At 54.3% G+C, this 19,026-nt stretch carries 15 protein-coding genes; 9 read left to right on the top strand and 6 right to left on the bottom strand.

The genetic code is table 11. The features are described 5' to 3' along the window. Positions 1-29: 29 nt before the first annotated feature. Positions 30-902, bottom strand: a complete 873-nt coding sequence (locus OSO_RS0123260; protein WP_010585493.1) for an SDR family oxidoreductase — start codon at positions 900-902, stop codon at positions 30-32. Positions 903-1,503: 601 nt separating this feature from the next. On the opposite strand from OSO_RS0123260, the gene OSO_RS44770 reads away from it, so the two are divergent. The 4 genes from OSO_RS44770 (at position 1,504) to OSO_RS48450 (ending at position 7,211) form a co-directional block, all read left to right on the top strand. Then, positions 1,504-1,938, top strand: a complete 435-nt coding sequence (locus OSO_RS44770; RefSeq protein ID WP_063710440.1) for a hypothetical protein — start codon at positions 1,504-1,506, stop codon at positions 1,936-1,938. A 476-nt stretch (positions 1,939-2,414) separates the two neighbouring features. Further along, positions 2,415-4,589, top strand: coding sequence for a catalase (locus OSO_RS0123250; RefSeq protein ID WP_010585491.1), 2,175 nt, complete (start codon positions 2,415-2,417; stop codon positions 4,587-4,589). A 154-nt stretch (positions 4,590-4,743) separates the two neighbouring features. Further along, the gene (locus tag OSO_RS0123245; RefSeq protein WP_010585490.1) at positions 4,744-5,964 is read left to right on the top strand and encodes an NAD(P)/FAD-dependent oxidoreductase; all 1,221 of its coding nucleotides are present in this window, start codon (positions 4,744-4,746) and stop codon (positions 5,962-5,964) included. Positions 5,965-6,278: 314 nt separating this feature from the next. Then, the gene (locus tag OSO_RS48450; RefSeq protein WP_010585488.1) at positions 6,279-7,211 is read left to right on the top strand and encodes a leucine-rich repeat domain-containing protein; all 933 of its coding nucleotides are present in this window, start codon (positions 6,279-6,281) and stop codon (positions 7,209-7,211) included. A gap of 312 nt (positions 7,212-7,523) precedes the next feature. Here the strand turns inward: OSO_RS48450 and OSO_RS49495 are convergent, their stop codons facing one another. From OSO_RS49495 to OSO_RS0123200, 4 genes are all read right to left on the bottom strand, one after another. Next, entirely contained in the window at positions 7,524-9,350 is a 1,827-nt protein-coding gene (locus tag OSO_RS49495; RefSeq protein ID WP_010585486.1) for a DUF4129 domain-containing protein, read from the bottom strand. Positions 9,351-9,353: 3 nt separating this feature from the next. Next, the gene (locus OSO_RS50930) at positions 9,354-10,661 is read right to left on the bottom strand and encodes a DUF58 domain-containing protein (RefSeq protein ID WP_010585485.1); all 1,308 of its coding nucleotides are present in this window, start codon (positions 10,659-10,661) and stop codon (positions 9,354-9,356) included. Beyond that, positions 10,661-11,623, bottom strand: a complete 963-nt coding sequence (locus tag OSO_RS0123215; protein WP_010585484.1) for an AAA family ATPase — start codon at positions 11,621-11,623, stop codon at positions 10,661-10,663. The genes OSO_RS50930 and OSO_RS0123215 overlap by 1 nt, the downstream gene beginning before the upstream one ends. A gap of 473 nt (positions 11,624-12,096) precedes the next feature. After that, positions 12,097-12,579, bottom strand: a complete 483-nt coding sequence (locus OSO_RS0123200) for an Hcp family type VI secretion system effector (RefSeq protein WP_010585482.1) — start codon at positions 12,577-12,579, stop codon at positions 12,097-12,099. A gap of 1,000 nt (positions 12,580-13,579) precedes the next feature. Here OSO_RS0123200 and OSO_RS0123175 point away from each other — a divergent pair. The 5 genes from OSO_RS0123175 to OSO_RS0123155 are packed head-to-tail and all read left to right on the top strand — an operon-like array spanning position 13,580 to position 18,110. Further along, positions 13,580-14,566, top strand: a complete 987-nt coding sequence (locus OSO_RS0123175; protein WP_010585480.1) for a DUF1559 family PulG-like putative transporter — start codon at positions 13,580-13,582, stop codon at positions 14,564-14,566. Positions 14,567-14,622: 56 nt separating this feature from the next. After that, positions 14,623-15,069 (top strand): hypothetical protein, encoded by a 447-nt coding sequence (locus OSO_RS44760; RefSeq protein WP_040593080.1) that lies wholly within the window; start codon positions 14,623-14,625, stop codon positions 15,067-15,069. A gap of 40 nt (positions 15,070-15,109) precedes the next feature. Beyond that, on the top strand, positions 15,110-16,273 hold the full coding sequence (locus OSO_RS0123165) for an ABC transporter substrate-binding protein (RefSeq protein ID WP_010585478.1): 1,164 nt from the start codon (positions 15,110-15,112) through the stop codon (positions 16,271-16,273). Further along, positions 16,273-17,331: a FecCD family ABC transporter permease gene (locus OSO_RS0123160; protein ID WP_010585477.1), complete on the top strand. Its 1,059-nt coding sequence runs from the start codon at positions 16,273-16,275 to the stop codon at positions 17,329-17,331. Before OSO_RS0123165 ends, OSO_RS0123160 begins: the two co-directional genes overlap by 1 nt. Continuing rightward, positions 17,328-18,110, top strand: a complete 783-nt coding sequence (locus OSO_RS0123155) for an ABC transporter ATP-binding protein (protein WP_010585476.1) — start codon at positions 17,328-17,330, stop codon at positions 18,108-18,110. The genes OSO_RS0123160 and OSO_RS0123155 overlap by 4 nt, the downstream gene beginning before the upstream one ends. 214 nt (positions 18,111-18,324) lie before the next feature. Here OSO_RS0123155 and OSO_RS0123150 read toward each other — a convergent pair whose 3' ends face one another. Beyond that, on the bottom strand, positions 18,325-19,026 hold the full coding sequence (locus OSO_RS0123150) for a hypothetical protein (protein ID WP_010585475.1): 702 nt from the start codon (positions 19,024-19,026) through the stop codon (positions 18,325-18,327).

The following is a 19,026-nucleotide window of genomic DNA, read 5'->3' as shown; positions in this document are numbered from 1 at the left end:
GGGACAGAATGGTGGAAAGCGGATGGGGATCATCCTGCTTTCGTTTCGCCTCCGAGAATCGTCAGGACCTCGCCGCTGATGTAGCTTGAGTCGACTTCTGACGCGAAGAACACATACGCTGGCGACACCTCATCGGGCTGGCCTGGGCGCCCCATCGGTGTATCCTGTCCATGTTTAGCGACCTTTTCCGCCGGTTTGGAAACGGGTTGCAGTGGTGTCCAAATGGGACCGGGCGCGACGCAGTTCACCCGGATGTGACGATCGGCGAGATTCTGTGCCAGTGATTTCGTGAAGGCATGGATTGCGCCTTTCGTGGAGGCATAGTCAATCAGGTCCTTGCTGCCTTCGAGGCCGGTAATTGACCCTGTATTAATGATTGAGCTTCCCGATTTCAGGTGAGGCAACGCCGCACGAACGAGGTAGAAATAACCGAAGATGTTTGTGCGGAATGTCTTTTCCCACTCTTCATCGGTAATGGCTTCGGGTGATGCATGTGTTTGTTGATACGCTGCGTTATTCACAAGGATGTCGAGCTTTCCGAAATGCCGAATCGTCGCTTCAACGGCCTGCTTGCAAAACACGCTGTGCGTGACATCGCCGGGGATGAGAAGTGCCCGACGGCCTTCTGCTTCAACGGCTGACTTTGTTGTCTCTGTGTCCGATTGTTCGGCAGGGAGATAGATAATTGCGACATCGGCACCTTCGCGAGCGTAAAGGACGGCGACCGCGCGGCCGATGCCAGAATCGCCGCCGGAAATCAGCGCGACTCGATCGAGCAACTTCTCCGCACCTTTGTACCCGCGAGCTTGATACTGGGGTTGTGGACTCATCTCTGAGTCGAGGCCTGGCTTGGGTTGCACTTGTGGTTTCATCGGTGACTTGGGACGTGTATCGGTCGACATTGGCAAATCCTCTCAGGACGCGGCAACGGATTGGTAGAGTTCTGGCCTACAGACTTTGAGGCTGGAAACGAGGCGAACAGAAGTTCTGATAAACGTTTGGCCTGTGAGCATGAATTGTTCCCGAGTCTTCGTTTGGATGCCGTCACCGAGATGAAGGGATGCGATTCACGCAATTTTGCATCGACTATCGTGACCTTCGCTTGACCGCGGGAAAATGAGCCAATCCCCGGCCGGTGAACGGTTACCCCTAAAACTTAGGCATATTGATCGGTGATTGCGGACCTCTCGGGTCGACGATTCGAATCGGGCGTGAGGTCTGCAGGCGACGCCGAGTACAACCAGGTGAGGGTTTGGGACATGTGCAATCGGGAACGGATTGCGCGCTTGGCTTTCGGCGTGGATTGCAATCGATCAGGGACGGTGAGACCGATTGGCCATTAGGGCCCATCTTGAGCAACAGACTCGCCGCATTCCGCTGGAAATAAGACGTATGGGAATTGGTACGCCTTCTGCAACGGCTTGTGAATCAGCAGGCACCACTCTGTCGGAGTTGCGTCTGGGTGACTTCAATCCGAATTCCCATCACAAAGGATCAGTTCCAATGGCAACCACACAATATACTCGTCCCTCCTGGTACACCGATGAAGACGATTCCGCCTGGTCGAAAGTCCAAGCAGCGTTTCGCCGTGATTGGAAACAGACCAAGCACGATTTCGGCGGAAATGAGCCGAATTTGAATCAGCAAGTCGGCGATACGATTTCTCAAGCCGCGGGATCGAAACCGATTCCGCCTGGCAATGCAAAAACGCCACATTCCAACGATGGCAAGCTCGACGCCTACAACGACGACGATGAGCCAGCGTACCGCTATGGGTATGCGGCAAGTCGACACTTCAACAGTGAGTGGGACGACAAGACCGAAGCGGCGTTGCGCAAAGACTTTGGCGACTCAACGGAATGGGAACGCCGGCAAGCGGCCATTCGACGCGGGTGGGCCTACGGCAAGAACAAAGACTGCGGTCCGTGCGACAAATAGTGGAATAGGTTTTGCGCCTTGACGACGTGGCGCTGGCTGCGTCTTGAGGGACAAAACTTCAAAGCTGGAACTGAGGTGAGGTCGGGGGCTCGCGATCACGATTGCGAGTTCCCGTCCTTCTCAGTTTTCAATCCATTGCGCTATTGTTTCTTGGATGGAACTCATCATCAGCACGTGGTCGTCGCAGTACTACGATCGTATTGCGCGTGATCGCCGGTGGCTGTTGCCTCTTCGCTTCAGGTGCTCTGGGCGATGGTCATTGCGACGACCTAACGGCATTTTTGGTCACCTGTCGCGGCATTTCGAGGTGCCTGGTGACTGAGGAGCGGCATTGGATCGTCCTGATTCGACAGCATTTCCCCACTTCAGGGGTGTTCTCTCAACTTGTCGTCTCGTGCATTCGACAATGCCGAATCCAGCATGATGCGGTGATGGCGATCCTAATTATACGTTCGCAGTTGTAGGAAAAAATCTCCATGGCGAAGAAACGTTCGACACATCCATCAGCAAATTCGTCACCTAATGCCAAGGCCATCGATCTCGATCAGCATACGGTTGATGGAGCCGGAGAGTTCTTGACGAGCAATCAAGGCGTGCGGATCAACGACGATCACAATTCGCTAAAGGCGGGGGATCGAGGACCGACGCTACTCGAAGATTTTTTGTTACGTGAAAAAATTACGCACTTCGACCACGAGCGGATTCCCGAGCGCGTGGTTCATGCGCGAGGCAGTGGAGCGCACGGATACTTTGAATTGACGCAATCGATGGCCAAGTATTCGCGCGCGTCGTTTCTACAGGAGGCTGGCCACCGAACGCCGGTCTTCGTCCGTTTTTCAACCGTTGCTGGATCGCGCGGTTCATCGGATCTCGCCCGTGACGTGCGTGGGTTTGCTGTGAAATTTTATACCGACGAGGGGAATTTCGATCTTGTTGGGAACAACATGCCGGTGTTCTTTATTCAGGACGCGATGAAATTCCCTGATCTGATTCACGCGGTCAAACCTGAGCCGCACAATGAGATTCCGCAAGCAGCGAGCGCTCACGATACCTTTTGGGACTTCATCTCACACACGCCAGAAGCGGCGCACATGATCATGTGGGTGATGTCCGATCGTGCTCTTCCGAGAAGCCTTCGCATGATGGAAGGCTTCGGGGTTCACACATTTCGATTTATTAACGCCAACAATGAATCGTACTTCATCAAATGGCATCTCAAGCCTGTACTGGGCATGAAGTCTGTATTGTGGGATGAAGCGGTTCGGATCTCGGGTGCAGATCCGGATTTTCACCGTCGCGATCTGTGGGAGTCGATTGCGAGTGGCAATGCGGCCGAATGGGACGTCGGCGTGCAATTGATTCCCGAGAAAGATGAACACAAGTTCGATTTTGACCTGCTTGATCCAACAAAGCTGGTCCCTGAAGAACTCGTCCCGATCACATCGTTTGGACGCCTTGTGCTGGATCGCAATCCGGACAACTTTTTCGCGGAAGTGGAGCAGGTTGCGTTTCATACCGGCAACATCGTTCCGGGAATTGACTTCACAAACGATCCCTTGCTGCAAGGACGATTGTTCTCGTATACGGACACGCAATTGATTCGCCTGGGTGGTCCGAATTTCCATGAGATTCCGATCAATCGCCCAATCAATCCCGTGCACAATAATCAGCGTGACGGGTTCATGCGTCAAATGATCAATCGAGGTAAGACGGCCTACGATCCGAATTCACTTGGGGGAAATGATCCTCACCAGGCCAAGAGTTCTGAAGGCGGATTTGTGTCGATGATGGAACGGATCGACGCTGCGAAGGTTCGAGCTCGCAGTCGCAGTTTCACGGATCACTTCAGTCAAGCGGCGATGTTCTTTCAGAGCCAGTCGCCCATCGAACAAACCCACATCATGAACGCACTTCGTTTTGAATTGGGAAAGTGCGACACGTTGGCCGTCCGCGAACGCATGCTGTACCTGCTGTCACAAATCGACGGTGGGCTGGCTGACGATGTGGCGACTGGATTGGGAATGCATGTTCCCAAAAAGATCGACGGATACTTGAATGCGAATGTGGGAGCCGACACAGACGCAAAAGCGTTGCAACCGAAGAAGTTCGTCGGCGAGGCCCCCCAATCGCCGCCCCTCAGTATCGTGCTCTCGGCGAAGCCTGGAATGAAAACGGCTCGAATTGCCATGCTGGTGACGCCTGGCTTCGACGAGAAAAGCTTCCTTGTTGTCAAACGTGCCCTGATCGCCGCGGGGGGCGACCCCAAGGTGATTGCACCTCACGCCGGGATGGTTATGGGGGATGAGAAAACGGAAATCGCGGTCGACTTCAGTCTGCCCACGGTGTGTTCGGTACTATTCGACGCCGTCTATGTGGCGGGGGGAACTGAGAGTAACACCATCCTTGAGAGCGATCCGCGTGCTATCGAGTTCGTGGAGGAAGCGTATCGACATTGCAAAGCGATCGCAGCCACCGGAAACGCCGTTGAATTCCTGATGACAACCCGGGTTAGCAAGGGGATTACGGATCATGACGATGCGATCGCGACCGGCGAAGATCGCACGGCCGGACGAGTCGCCGACCTGTTTGTGAATGCGATCAGCCAGCATCGCAACTGGTCTCGCGAGCCGAAACTATTTCCAATTCGTTAACAGCCTGACGAAGTAAGGGGGGCAGTCATCTTCGCTTTGACGATGTCAGAACACTTGTATTTAAGCGAGCCAGAGCCAGTTCCCGTTATTTCAGCAGACCATTAATACGACGAAAACTTCTGTTTAATCTCAACCCGCAAAGTGCGTTGAATTCATGAAACTTCATTCCGAGCGGCCATTCTGGTTTTTGAACAATGGACTGATTCAAAGTTATCCCACGCTGGAAAACGCCGTCACCGCGGACGTCGTTGTTGTCGGTGCGGGAATCACGGGTGGCTTGATTGCAGATCAATTAACTCAGCACGGCCTGTCAGTTGTCATGCTGGATTCGCGCGATGTCGGGTGTGGAAGTACCTGCGCGAGTACCGCACTTCTTCAGTACGAAATCGACACCTTGTTGCAAGATCTTCAGCGGTGGTGCGGCCCCGTCGCGAACGATCTCTATCGGTCCGGGGTCGATGCCTGCCGCTATCTCAAATCGATTAGCGACGAACTGGATTTCGACGTGGGGTTCCGTGAGCGACCTTCGTGCTACTTAGCCTCTTCGGAAGCCGACGTCGCGAAATTGCGTGTGGAGTGTGACATCCGCCAGGCGGAGGGACTTCCGGTTGAGTTTTGGGATGCGGATGTTGTGGAGTCCCGATTCGATTTTCCGGCTCCAGCGGCCCTGTGGTCCCGCAGTACTGCACAGCTTGATCCGTATCGAATGACGCATGCGCTGTTACGACGAGTGATCGATCGAGGGAGTCAAGTCTTTGACCGGAGTGGCGTCTGTGATTTTCGAATTGGAGAGAATGACGTTACGTTTGTGACGGAGCGGGGATCCGCGACAGGACGGTATGGAATTATCGCATGTGGTTACGAAAGTCAGACGTTTCTTCCGACGAAGGTTGCCAAGCTGCAAAGCACGTTCGCCTTTATTAGTGAACCGTTAAGTCATTTTCCGGGTTGGCCGGAAGAATGTCTCATTTGGGAATCTGCACGACCCTATCTGTATTTACGAACGACTCCGGATCATCGCTTGCTGGCGGGTGGCGAAGATCTTGCATTCCAAAACGAGGCACTGCGCGACAGCTTACTGTCAACCCGCGTCGCCTCGATTGAAAAGCGGGTTCGCCAAATGTTTCCACGAATTCCGTTTCTCATCGATCACTCTTGGGCAGGTACATTTGCTGAAACGGACGACGGCTTGCCGTTCATTGGCACCCACGATGAACGACCGGGGCTTCTGTTCGCACTTTGCTATGGGGGAAACGGAATTACGTTCAGCGTGTTGGCGGCACAAATCTTGCGAGACCACTTGCTCGGAAAAGTGCATCCGCTTGCTTCGGCTGTTGCCTTTGATCGGCCTTCGCTGAAGTACGTTGACAAGTGAGGATGACCAGAATGCAGGCTCGTCGATTCCTGAGAGTGATTCACGATGACCGTATGAATTTCCGAAATGGTGATCCGGCACAATCGAAAACGAGCTCAGCGAATTCGATTTGGCGATCGCAATGTTTCATAAAGTTTAATGCAGTGGTGTGATCTGGCGGTGAGCAAAAATTGGCCCGCTTGATGTACCAACGCAATTCGATCAAACGCGGCGTTTCGATGAGGTTGACGACTTGAGACATTTCGGCTGGAATTTCTTTACGCAAGAATTTCATTCGCCGGAATTACAACATCGTTGAAACCAATTGGGACGCAATGGGCTATTCATCTCGCCAGCAATCCGTGGTATTTCGATGGGGGCGGTATTGTTGGGGACGGATCGCGATTGCCATCGCACTCATTCTGGCGTTCTTTGCGTATCATTGGCTGCAAAACATCCGCGAGTATCAAATTGAGCAGCCGCTTGTTCGAAAAATCCAAGCCGCTGGCGGCAAGCTTCAATTTCGAGTTCCACGAAGGGTTTTCCCGTACGCGCTACCTCTGCCCGTCTTTTTTCGTGTGAACGGAGTCCAATTCATCGATTGCAAAATTCCAGGCGAGGTTTTCCCCGTATTGGCGTCTCTTAATCATTTGGAGCATCTGGACTTTTACAATTCGAAAATCGGTGATTCGCGGTTCGGAGATGCCGAACTGAAACTGATGGCAGGACTGAAATCCCTTCGCTCAATCAATGTCGTCCTCTCACAAGTCACCGATGATGGGCTGAAAGAGTTGGAGTCGATGGACCGTTTGGAATCACTTGCTTTGTCATCGACAAAGATCACAGATGCGGGACTTCGGCATTTATTGAGGTTGAAGAAGCTCTCACGGCTTCAACTTGCACAAACGGCGGTCAGCGACGAAGGGTTAAAAACGATCTCATCGCTGCACAGTCTTAGTTTGCTCGATCTCTACGGGACACGCATTACGGATCAAGGGCTGAAGAGTCTCGAATTGCTGCGGAAACTCGAATATCTCGACCTGGGTGGGACGGCAATTTCGAATGCGGGGTTGGCACACTTAGGGGTATTGCCGAACCTCGTGACTGTGGGCGTTCGCGGCACCCAAATCGGAGACTCTGGACTTGAGCAACTCACGTCGATCTCCAGTCTTCGGTATCTGTATTTGAATATGGCCCAAACCACGAAAGAGGGACGAGCCGACTTTCGACGCGCGCTGCCAAAATGCGAAGTCGATCCGAATCCGTAGTCCGTGAATGTGACGCAAGTTTGCGATGGTTCTATTGGGGGATCCTCGTATTGCCGCAGTATCACTTCACGTCGAAAGTGGATATGCCAATGATTCGTGCATCGTCCAAGTTTTGATCGAAGCGAAACACATCGTTGACGTCAACGACATCAGATTCTTCCGTAGCCGTCCACAGCCCGAAGAGAGGGGGACAGGCACATTTTCCCGATTCATTGGAATCCGCAGTGCAATTACCAGAGAAATCCATCCTTTTGTCGCGGGAAAATGAGCCAGTCCCCGGCCTGTAAACGGTTACGATTCTTCCGCGAGCTGCTACTTGCGTTTGGCTCTGCGATTTGTTGAGACGGAGGCCTCTGGATTGCGATCCAGGCTGGTCCAAAGGTGTTGCAGCACGGTTATCGTTTCTCGACTGGGGCTTTGGTTGCCGTAGGCGATTCCCGCGTAAAGCTTTGCAGTCGGCATTACACTTTCCGCCAAATCGGGAAAGCGTAGAGACAGCACCTCGGCGAATTCGAGAGGAGTCTGTTCCTCGGCTCGGCCGAGATTCCGTTGGTCGGCCCATGCCGTCAAGGCATCGAAGGAATAGACCACGATGGCCACTGGGGACATCTGCAAATGGGCTCCCGATACGAAGGGGTTGGTGAAGGACGAGAATAGACGCTTCGGCCGTTTTGGAGGCTCGTCAATCGATGGTGCTGAATTGTGAGTTGATTGCCACTGGAAGAGGGACATTAAAGCGTCCCATAGTCGTGCCAAGGTTGCCAGAATCCGTTCGCGGTAAACGATGACTAAGAAGGCCGCCAGCAGGAACAACGCTCCATAGACCATCCATTTGAAGAATGACGCGATCATCGCGAGGAGAGGCCTGTGTCCTGCGACGGGTGGCTGGGACGGTTGTGACGAAGGCCGTGTCACGGACTGTTCTGTGGGCTTCTGCATGCCTGCAGTCGGCTCCGGCCCTGGTTGATTCTTTGGCCCACTTGCGTCTTGGGGCCTTTCACCAGAATTCTGTTTGCCGTTTCCAGACGTCGATTGGTTTGAGGGTGAGGATTTTGATGAGGTTGACTGCGAATCATCTTTGCTCGAAGGCCCGCGCGAGGATTGCGTTTCGCCCTGTTGAGATGGAGACCGCGAATCTCCGTTGGCTGTCGGTGACGGGTCTGATTCGTTCGGCTGCTTCTGAATCGACGGATCTGACGATGGGGGCTTATCGGTTCTGGCTTGCCTCCCGTTGGGATCAACTTTCCCAATGGGACGTCCCGGGCTTTTTCCCTTGTCATTCCCCATTAGCGCGAAGCGGGAGGCTTGTTGAAGCTTTTCATCCATTCGGTCGATCAAAGCCGTCAGCGTATATTCCCCTTGGGGTCTGGGAATCAGCATCGCAATCAGCAGGATGATGCCAGCCAGCAGACTGCCGCCCATCAACCAGTTGGCGGCCATTGTGGGCGGCATGTGCAAATTGCGCTGCCTGAGATATCGACGCAATCCTAGAAAGCTGGTGGCGAGTAGCAGCCCCAAGGCTGATGTGACGTAGACCGTCAAAAGTTGAAACCCGTAGGCTCGCCGTGCCGAGTCCTGAAGGGGAATAAATAACTGGCCGACTCCGAACAAAGGCAGAGCGGTCAACGAGAAGTAAACGACCCACAATCCGGGTGTATGCGGGCGTGCTTGCGAGGCGTCCAGAGGCGTCTGGTGATCCGTTTCGGTGAGATCCTGCGGACGTTCCGAAAGTTGAGCGATCTGCAATAATCCTTCCCCGGACGCATCCTGGCTGTCGTCGATCAGAGTGCAGTCCCAGGTCAACTTTCCGGCACACCACCAGATGACGCCAAGAAGGATGAAGGCGATCAGAATCTGGTCGGCATACGTTGCCGCAAACAGCCCTGTCACGGCGGCCAGTCCGATGCCGAATAGTGCGGCGTGTTGACGTCCTTCTTGAATGGCGATCCGGGCGATCAAAACCGATCCGAACACGAACCAGCCGAGAACCCACAGCATCCGTTCGCGATACCGTCCGGAATAACTGATTTCCAACAGGAAGAAGGCCAGGCTGCCGATGAGCGACATGATAAGTGCCGGACTGATGGCGATCACCAGATAGTCGGCCAATGTCATGACTCGTCGCGCCGTTTTCGCCATAGTCTATCGCATCCACGGTTCGGAACTGAGATTGGCAATATCCGCTTCGCTGGTGATCGTTCGCACGGGGATATGATTGGCGATCAATTGACCAATCGCCGGCCGGTCGCTGATTTCGTCCGGCATGATTAACACGGCAGAGACTGCCCAGCCTTGTTGCCTGAGTGAACCGAGCACGACGGCTGTTTCCATGGAAATCCCCGCCAGAACGGCGGCAATCGTGGCATCGCGGGGAAAATGACTCGATGACTCTTGAACCAACTCGGCCAAGGTCAAACCCGTCGTGAGTTCCAGGCGGGCCAGTGATTCCCGAATTCGATACAAGGTGGATTCTCCCCGTCGTGTCTCGACGATGACTGGACGAAGTCGGTCGTTCGCCTCATTCAATTTGACGGCCTTCATGGCCAGGGAACGAGTTCGAAATTCGTTTCGCATGCCTTCCGTTCGAATTCGATCTGCCGCGTCACGTCCATTCGTCACTAGTCCGGTCTGTTGGCCAAGTTCATAGACGGCATTTGCCAGCGATAAGGCCGTTGTGACCGCCAAGTCCGATCGATAGGGTTCGCCTACAGGGGGATAACTGGACTCGTGAAAATCGAGCAGTACCGTCACACCCGCCACGCAGGATGGTTCAAAGACTTTAGAATGTAGTACACCGGTGCGAGCGGTGGACTTCCAATCAATTCGGTTCAGAGCATCTCCCCGGCGGTATTCTCGCACTCCCGCAATTCGCGAAGGGTCTTCAAACAGACGATGCGTCAGGCGGATCTCTCCGACGGGTCGACGTGAGGCCAGATCATAGCCGGGGATGGGAACGATTCTTGGGAAGACAAGTACATAGTTGGGATGGGTTGCCACCCGAAACCTGCGGTGAAGTCCAAAGAGATCGCCACTTTCGAACAGCGTAGGTCCGAGCTGAAAATAGCCACGACCTTTGAATGTGACTTGGTAACGCAACGCATGAGTGCCTCGACTTCCCAGTTGAAAAATCGCAGTCCGCCGACCGCTCAACGCGATGCGTGGCGGTTTTTGAAGGAGCGCTGCCGATGGGACAGAATCCTCGACCAGCAGCCAGGGAATCGGTAACCGGCCACGATTTCGAAAGTGTACGATCACGGCGACTTTATCGCCGATTTCGGCCGAGACTCGGCTGCATTCCCGCGTGACTTCGACGTTCTCAATCCAGTCATGGGCGAGAAGCCGGCTGACGAGCATGACACCGAGCAGCACGTACATCGCGTAGACCAGAAGGCCCAGTTGAAACGTGATGCCGATCGCGAGCAAAGTGATGGCCCCCAGCAGCCACCGCATCAACATTCCTCCTCGACTCGGTCGGGCATAGTCGGGACAGAGATCTCGTCGAGAATTTCCTGAACGACCTGCACCGGAGTGATCTTTCTTAAACGGCTTTCCGGACGAAGAATGAGCCGATGGGTTAACACGGGCAGCGCCATTCTTTTGACATCGTCTGGCAAGACGAATTCGTTTCCTCGAATTGCGGCACAGGCTTGTGCACCGCGAAAGAGCGCTATCGAAGCTCGAGGACTGCCACCCAACGCCACGTCGTTGTGGTCCCGGGTCGCTCGAACGATTTCGACGATATAGTCACGCACGCGCGGGGCAACATGAATCTCATGGACGGCCGCCTGGCAGGCCAGGACTTCGGCCGGAGAGACGACGGGCGTCAGTCGCTCGATCGGATGTTCGCGGCGCAAGAGTTCGAGCATTCGGGACTCTTCGTCTTGACTGGGATATCCGAGTGAAAGACGCAAGAAAAAACGGTCAAGCTGTGCTTCAGGAAGTGGAAACGTACCTTCGTGATCGATGGGGTTTTGCGTCGCGATCACGAAAAAGGGGGATTCCAGTCGATGCGTGGTGCCGTCCACGGTCACGGAACGCTCCGCCATCGCTTCCAGCAATGATGCCTGCGTTCTCGGTGTTGTGCGATTGATTTCATCTGCCAGGACGATCTGCGCGAACACGGGACCGGCGCGAAATTCAAAATCGGTGGTCTTCGGGTTGAAGATCGAGGCCCCGGTCACATCCGATGGCAGCAAATCGGGCGTGCATTGGATTCGCTTAAAAGAACCGCCGACACTCACGGCCAGGGCGCGGGCAAACATGGTTTTCGCAACACCCGGCACATCCTCCAGCAGAACGTGCCCCTCGCACAGGTATGCCGCCAATGCGAGCAGAATCTCCTGTCGTTTTCCGACGACAACCGTTTCGATGTTCGCCAGAATCTTCCGGGCAACGGGTTTTACTTTCGACATCCGTCGCTCCGTGGATTCTGAGCCGGCCGTACATGACTGCGGCGGGATTGGTGATGGCCGATGGGTATCCGTATTTCGAGATACCGCCGGCTCGACCTTCTTCGGCGGTTGTTGGCGTAGCGATTGTACGGAGCAAGACTCTTATCGAGGATAAAGACGCAATGACTTTAATTGCGTCTCGCAATTGTGACAAGCTCGCGAGTCGAATTCGTCCAAAATACGGAATTGAAATGAATGGCGTTGGGGGGGCGTGTTACGATCGGCGAACCGGCTGATTGTTGTCCACAGTCGAATCGCCGAAGCGATGGAAGTAACCGAACACCACGCCTCAAACCATCGTCATCATGGTTTAAGGCATGGTGTTCGGTGCCCTGATAGTCGCACGTGTAGAGGCACACGACGCGGCAAAAACAAAAGCACTTCGCAAGCCCATTGAAGAACTCGCGAAGTGCTTTGTGGTGCGTGAACGTTGATCAGTCCGAGGCGCCCGTGACGATGTTCCAGTTGACGGGGACTTCGCCGCCCTTGGTTCCGTCGTCTTTTTGACCCGTGTAGGTCACGGTGACTTTTCGGAAGGACAGAGAAACGCTTTCCATCCCGTGCTGATCACCGCCGCAGGAAGGGTTCCAGCTCGTGACAAACACGCCTTCCATTTCCATCTTGTAGTATTCGATCGGATCACCGCCGCTGGACAGGCGAAGGATGAGCGTCGCTTTTTCGAAGTGCGTTCCATTCATCGTCTTCAAGAAGAACTCAGGGCTGGCGTTGTCGATGCGTTTGACGATCGACAGATCGTGGGTGTCACCCTTGGCGGTGCCTGCCCCCCCACCGAAGTGGACTGAGGACGCGTTTGCGGCACCCCAGGAGATGCTCAGAACGTCGATCCAGCCTTCCTTGCCCTTGATCTTCGATTCGCCCGTGATTCCTTCGACTTCCAGCAGAATGTCAGCGGCCATGATTCGTCACTCCTAATTACTTGAAAGATTGTTTCGACTGTGTTGTTCGACGTGCGTTTGTCGCACTGGGCACGAGAATGATCTGCCCTTGAAGCGAAAGGTTGCGTGCATTTCGCTTGTCTTTTTAAAGACGACCCAAAAAAGTCAAGAATTCTGGGTTTTCAGCCGTCGATTGCTCATCAAGGGTGTTCGTCGAACGATCGAGTTGACTTCGGAGAGGAATCCGTACCCGTTCACAGGCCGAAGCGAGGGAGAAAGGCAAAAGTTCCCAGTTCAATCGAAATCCACAGAGCATCGACGAGAGTCATTCTTCCCTTTACTGGGTGAAATCGAGCCAGTTCGCGGCCTGTGAATGGTGACGAGGAATCCAGACATCGCATCGGCAGGTGACAGATTCACCATCGTGATGAAAAAATCACCAACCGTTCAAGTTCTCTGAGAACCGGCAATTGGTTGGGGTCTCCACCAATCCATGAAGCAACCGCTGCTAATCATTCCCGATTCCGCACCCGCAGCCGATCCAATTGGCGTCGCTTAGCATGGTCGCAAAGAGCGGCACAGCCTTTGCTTATCGGTTCGTTCTTGGTCATCCCGGCATCATGCGCGTGAGGACCACGGGGGCAGAGAATTCCGCGTGGGATTCATTCTCTTTCCTTGTGAGCGGGAGCAAAGCCATGATCAAAATGGCGGTCTGCTTGTCAGGAAATCTACCATCAAATTTGCGAGTCAAAGCTCGGCCGATCAAGAGCGTGTGCCCTGTGTGCTCGACTCCTGAAGCGCCCGTCACGAATCCGCGGATTCGTGGCGGATCGAATCTCGTACCTCGCCTGTGACGAAGAATTATGAAAAGAATCCTCAAAGATACACCGATCGCACGCGAGCTGAACACAGGATCCCAACGTTTTTCGGCTTCCTCGACTCGCAAGACAACGCTCGCTTTTCATTCGTCGTCATTCGCGGCGAATGCCTTATGAAACTTTAAGAAGAGACTCCGTCGGTTATGAGAAAAATGCGTGGCTTCACACTCATTGAACTTCTGGTCGTGATCGCCATTATCGCTGTCTTGATCGCCTTACTGTTACCTGCCGTTCAACAGGCTCGCGAAGCGGCTCGCCGCACTCAATGCAAGAACAATCTCAAGCAGTTGGCGCTCGCAATGCACAATTACGCCAACGACTATGGAATGCTTCCGATTCCTGACATCGGAATCACGTTCGCGCCGCGTACCCCGACGCACTGGGATATGAGTTGGGGAATTTCTCTCTTGCCGCAGTTGGATCAAGCTCCCCTATTCAACCTACTCAATCAGAGCGCGCCGAACGGCGTTTCCGATGCGTTGAATCAGGCTGTTGTCTCCGCAATTCTTCCCGCTTTTGTTTGTCCGACGACGCCTCGAAGCGGGTTGATCCAAGGCATTATTGAAATCCAAACTCCGATTGCGTCTGCGGTTGTCAATCCGTCGTTCACGGCGGCTCCGGGGGATTACCTGATTCCTCGTAGTTTTCAGGATTCGGCATTCACGCCGAGCGAGGTGTTTGGCGCATTCTGCTACGCGAATGGCTCCGGGACGCTCGATCAGACCCGTGCAGGTGCCCGATTTCAAGATGTTACGGACGGACTTTCGAACACCGTGTTGCTGGTGGAACGCGCCGGGTTTCCGACCTTGCTGGTCTCGCAAGGCGGTGTCACCAAAAGTCCCACGAATTCCACTTTACCTGTCGTCGTCCAGAAGCATTTCAATGGGTGGTGGGCCTCCACACAAAACGATCGAGTGCGGGCCTGGAATGCTCAAGGGACGACTTACGGTGCCGGCCCTTGCGTCATCAATTGTTCCAACGATTGGGGTGGGGCATACTCATTTCATACTGGTGGAATGCAGTCGCCGCTGGCGGATGGTTCCGTTCGGTTTTTGAACGCGAACCTTGATAAAGGGGTCTTTCGCGCCTTGATTGGCAAAAGCGATGGCATCGTCGTCGGTGAATTTTGAACGTGGATCTTGTGAAACGGTCGGAGTTTGACCGATGTCGATTTTTGGAAGATCGCATGATCCGATGGTGGACTGTATTCCTGATGGTGGTGCCCCTGATCCTGCAGGGTTGCAGCGACAAACCACAGGGAAATGACTGGCTTTCGACGTACTCCAGCAAGGGATATGTCATCGTCAAAGGTGACCCTGCCAAGGGTGCGATCGTCCGCCTGTTTCCGATGGCTCCCCAGGCAGGTGCGAAATCGCCTGTGATACCGACAGGAACTGTGAATGAAGACGGCCTCTTTGAGTTAACCTCGTACCGCACCGGCGATGGTGCTCCAGAGGGCGACTATTGGGTCACCGTGGAATGGCCCGATCCGACGATGAACGCGACCAAAGGCGGCATGCCTGAAGATCCACCGGATCGACTCTTGGGCCGATTTTCCGACCCACGCCGTTCGAAATTGAAGGCTCACATCTCTCCTCAAGATAATTTGCTGGAAGACATCTCACTCGATTGAGTTTGATTGTCCCGATTCGCCATTGAGATAAGGCCCGACGATGCGGCACAGGGTTTTCGCGAGTGTATTGATACTGTTGTTCTGCGCGTGCCTTACGGGCTGGTGGATCAGTCGCTCGTCGACCCCGTTACCACCGCCGACTACCAGTTCGAGGCAGGTCATCGATCTTGCCGGGCGTCAGGTCCTCATTCCCGAACAAGTGAATCGTTTCGTTCTGATGCGCGGGATGGGCCTATACGATGTCGCCGTGTTGCTCGGCGAAGAAACCCCACAGAAGCTTGTCGGCTGGGATTCTTCTCTGAAGTCGAGCGACCGCGACGCCTACGAGAAATTCGTCGAACGATTTCCGCGGCTGGCGGAGGTTCCGATGCTCGGTGATACTCTTCGCAAAGGAGTCAGCGCGGAATCGATCCTAGCGCTACAGCCGGATCTTGTGATCGGCGGCACTTATATGATCGGCCAAACAGAATGCCTGGAGCAAGTCGCGCAGGCCGGCGTGCCCGTCCTGTACTTGAGTTCCGACGATCCGTTCCATGATCCACAACAGAGTCTAGCGCTGCTGGGCGAAGTCTTTGGGATGCAGCAACGAGCCCAAGAAATGATCGAATGGGTGAACCGCGAAATGAACGTTGTGCAGGATCGACTGTCGCGTCTGGATGGGCCGATTCCATCAATTTACGTCGAGGCGGGAAATTTTGGACCCGGGAAATATGGCAATACGTTTGGTTGCAATCTGCAAAAGCAACGGATGAATTGGGGCAGCATTCTGGCTCAGATCCGATGTCAGAATGTTGCCGAGGATCTTTCCGGTCCTTACGGAATGGCCGTCATTCAACCCGAATATTTGCTGGCGCGCAACCCAGATGTCGTCGTGATCACCGGTGCCTGCTGGGAGGCATTTCCCGAAAGCCTGCACCTGGGATATGCCGCCGATCCAGAGAAAGCTCGCAGCAATCTACGGGATTACCAGGCACGTCCCGGCTGGTCCGAATTGAACGCGGTGAGGGATGGACGTGTCTATGGTTTGAATACACGTCTGGGCAGCCATATCATGAGTTTTGCCGCCGTGCAGCAGCTCGCCAAATGGCTTTATCCTTCCCAATTTCAGGATCTCGATCCACGTCAGCGGCTGCAGGAATTTCATGAAAAATACATGCCGATCGGCTTTAGTGGCACTTGGATGGTCGAACTAAAGGATCGTTGATGTCTTGTGATTCTTCGGCATGCCAATTCAACGATGAATATCGTCGGCGAAGATTGAAACGGCTGTCGATCCTGATTGTCGTCGCACTACTGACGGCCGGTTCGTTCGTTGTGGACCTGATCACAGGCCCCGCGGCTCTGTCTCTGCAGGAAATCGCATCGACGATCTTTCGACCAACGACAGTGAGCAGAACGCAACAGGTGATCGTGTGGTCATTTCGACTTCCCACTGCGATCCTGGGTATTGCCGTCGGCTCTGCACTGGGCTTGGCGGGAAGTCAAATGCAGTCGGTGCTCAACAACCGACTGGCCAGCCCGTACACCCTCGGAGTTTCCGCTGCGGCCGCGTTTGGAGCCGCGCTGGTCATTGTTTTCGGGACGGGGCGAATGGGGCTGGCGTCAACAGTTGCGATACCAGCGGGCGCATTCATCTCTGCGCTAGGATGCTCATTGGCGCTATTTGCCATCGGACGTTCCCAGGGCGGCGCATCCGAGACGCTGATCGTGGCTGGAGTCGCCTTGCACTTTCTTTTCAGTTCTGGTCTCGCGTTACTTCAATACACGGCAACCAATGATGCGCTCAATGCCATTATCTTCTGGACGTTCGGTAGCCTTCAGGGAGCGACATGGCACAAAGTGGCCATTCTTGCGGTCGTCCTGTGCGGAACGTTTGCAGTGATTCTGCCCAAGGTGTGGCAGTTAACCGCTCTTCAGCTCGGTGATGAGTATGCATTGAGCTTGGGGGTCGACGTCGGGAAATTGAAATTGCAGACGATCCTTGTTGTTTCGGTCTTGACCGCGACTGCTGTCTGCTTCACCGGTTCAATCGGGTTTGTTGGATTGGTCGCTCCTCATCTCGCGCGAATGGCGGTTGGTGAAGATCAGCGTTTTTTTATCGTTCTCTCGGCGGGCTTCGGAGCATTGCTCGTTTCGCTTGCAGCGGTACTCTGCAAGACGGTCGTCCCGGGAACCGTGTTTCCCATTGGAATTGTGACGGCGGCCATCGGCTCGCCTGTCTTTGCAGCCATGGCGATCTGGACGCGGAGAACTCGGCCATGACGTTGCATGCGGCCGACGTGTCGTTTCAGTATGGCCCCCGCCGTGTTCTCAATCAGGTGAGTCTTTCCTTTGCCCCCGGCGTCACAGGACTGGTGGGGCCCAATGCTGCGGGAAAATCGACCTTACTAAAATGCCTGTGCGGCGTCCTGTCGCCAACAGGCCATATCTCGTTGATGGGGCGATCAATTCGCGAATATTCACGGCGTGAAATCTCTCAAGCCATCGGGTATTTACCTCAGGCTGGCTTCCATCGCGGGGGGCTGACCGTTTTTGAAACGGTACTATTAGGGCGGCTACATGATCTCAGTTGGCGAATTTCTTCGACGGACGCTCAGTGCGTCCATTCGCTGTTAGAAGAGATGGCGCTGACGAGCGTCGCCAATCGTATGATTCAAGAATTGAGCGGTGGTCAGGCGCAGCTTGTCGCCATTGCCCAAGCCTTGATTCGTCATCCTTCGATCCTGTTGCTCGATGAACCCACGTCGAATCTCGATCTTCGCCGTCAATTCGAGATCTGTTCTCGAATCCAGCAAATCACCAAGTCCCGTGGCGTCATCACTGTCATTTCGTTGCATGATTTAAACCTGGCGGCTCGGTTCGCTGACCATATCGCGGTGTTACGGGATGGCGCGATTTATGCCGCAGGTACTCCTTCCGACGTATTGACTGCCAAAATGATGGCCGATGTTTACCAAGTCGACACTGAGGTCACCCATGACAGTTCGGGCAATCCCACGGTTTTCGTTCGAGGCCCCAGTCTGGGAGTGCCATCGGTGTGATGAAACGGTCAGGGCATAAGACTGTGAAATGCCTTTCTGGCGATATCGTTCACGGATCCGTTTCTGGTTCTTGAGCGTCAGCCCTTAGCCGCCTGTAGAAGTAAGGGAGGCACGACTTGGTCATTGATGATGTCGTGGCATTTTTCTATCGAGTCGGAGTCAGTCACCATTACTTCAACAGGCTGTTCGCCGATGTGACCAACGGACCCAGGGGTCAATAGGATCTCGTTGGGGCGTACGGCTGATAAGCCAGTACCTCTTGCGCCAGCTCGGGGCGATAGTGATTATTCATTTGCATCCACAGATCTTCATCCACGGATTCTTGTTCCTCTAAACGCCGTACAGCGCGTAACATCAGGCGCCACCCTTCTGCGTGTGCTGGCGCATCGCGATGAAATGAGCCAAATCTCATCTTCACGAGTTCGCCAGGCCGCAACCGAGAACGTTGTAGCTTACCGTTCGCAACCATTCGTTCGATCGCCAAGTTGTACAGAACCTGTTGAGGATGCCCTAAGGGATAATCGGGCAGTTCAACTTCGCCCGTGATATATTCGGTTAACGAGACATCGCCGAATACACAAATGATCGTTTCGAGCTTGCGCACGCTTTCATCGCAATTCTGATAATCGGGACCGCTGCCGTCGGCGCGGCCTGGAACAAGATCGGAGTGCCAGCCGAGCAATTGATGGAGCGGATACCAATCTTTGCGAAGCCAGGCGAGCTTGGATCGAATCGTCAATCGCGGGTCTTCTTGCCACGATTCGGGCAGTAATTTAACAAAGGCCTTTGTGGCGGGGCCACCGAGCCGTAGTGCTGTGTCTCGAGAGGCTTGAAAGAGATTGCGTTCCTCAGCGATGATGTGCTGCGGAAATTCGGGGGCAATCGCAATCGTTTCAAAACGCGACTGAAAAATCAT

The organism is Schlesneria paludicola DSM 18645 (assembly GCF_000255655.1).
Taxonomy (GTDB): Bacteria; Planctomycetota; Planctomycetia; order Planctomycetales; family Planctomycetaceae; genus Schlesneria; species Schlesneria paludicola.
The sequence above is the reverse complement of the archived record's forward strand: the minus strand, read 5'-3'. Positions and strand labels throughout refer to the sequence as shown.

Coding starts and splice junctions, on each gene's coding strand:
- OSO_RS0123245 (WP_010585490.1), top strand. CDS start 4,744: ATGAAACTTCATTCCGAGCGGCCATTCTGGTTTTTGAACAATGGACTG.
- OSO_RS0123175 (WP_010585480.1), top strand. CDS start 13,580: ATGAGAAAAATGCGTGGCTTCACACTCATTGAACTTCTGGTCGTGATC.
- OSO_RS0123150 (WP_010585475.1), bottom strand. CDS start 19,026: ATGATTTTTCAGTCGCGTTTTGAAACGATTGCGATTGCCCCCGAATTT.
- OSO_RS0123215 (WP_010585484.1), bottom strand. CDS start 11,623: ATGTCGAAAGTAAAACCCGTTGCCCGGAAGATTCTGGCGAACATCGAA.
- OSO_RS0123250 (WP_010585491.1), top strand. CDS start 2,415: ATGGCGAAGAAACGTTCGACACATCCATCAGCAAATTCGTCACCTAAT.
- OSO_RS0123165 (WP_010585478.1), top strand. CDS start 15,110: ATGCGGCACAGGGTTTTCGCGAGTGTATTGATACTGTTGTTCTGCGCG.
- OSO_RS50930 (WP_010585485.1), bottom strand. CDS start 10,661: ATGCGGTGGCTGCTGGGGGCCATCACTTTGCTCGCGATCGGCATCACG.
- OSO_RS44760 (WP_040593080.1), top strand. CDS start 14,623: ATGATCCGATGGTGGACTGTATTCCTGATGGTGGTGCCCCTGATCCTG.
- OSO_RS0123155 (WP_010585476.1), top strand. CDS start 17,328: ATGACGTTGCATGCGGCCGACGTGTCGTTTCAGTATGGCCCCCGCCGT.
- OSO_RS49495 (WP_010585486.1), bottom strand. CDS start 9,350: ATGGCGAAAACGGCGCGACGAGTCATGACATTGGCCGACTATCTGGTG.
- OSO_RS0123260 (WP_010585493.1), bottom strand. CDS start 902: ATGTCGACCGATACACGTCCCAAGTCACCGATGAAACCACAAGTGCAA.
- OSO_RS44770 (WP_063710440.1), top strand. CDS start 1,504: ATGGCAACCACACAATATACTCGTCCCTCCTGGTACACCGATGAAGAC.
- OSO_RS0123200 (WP_010585482.1), bottom strand. CDS start 12,579: ATGGCCGCTGACATTCTGCTGGAAGTCGAAGGAATCACGGGCGAATCG.
- OSO_RS0123160 (WP_010585477.1), top strand. CDS start 16,273: ATGTCTTGTGATTCTTCGGCATGCCAATTCAACGATGAATATCGTCGG.
- OSO_RS48450 (WP_010585488.1), top strand. CDS start 6,279: ATGGGCTATTCATCTCGCCAGCAATCCGTGGTATTTCGATGGGGGCGG.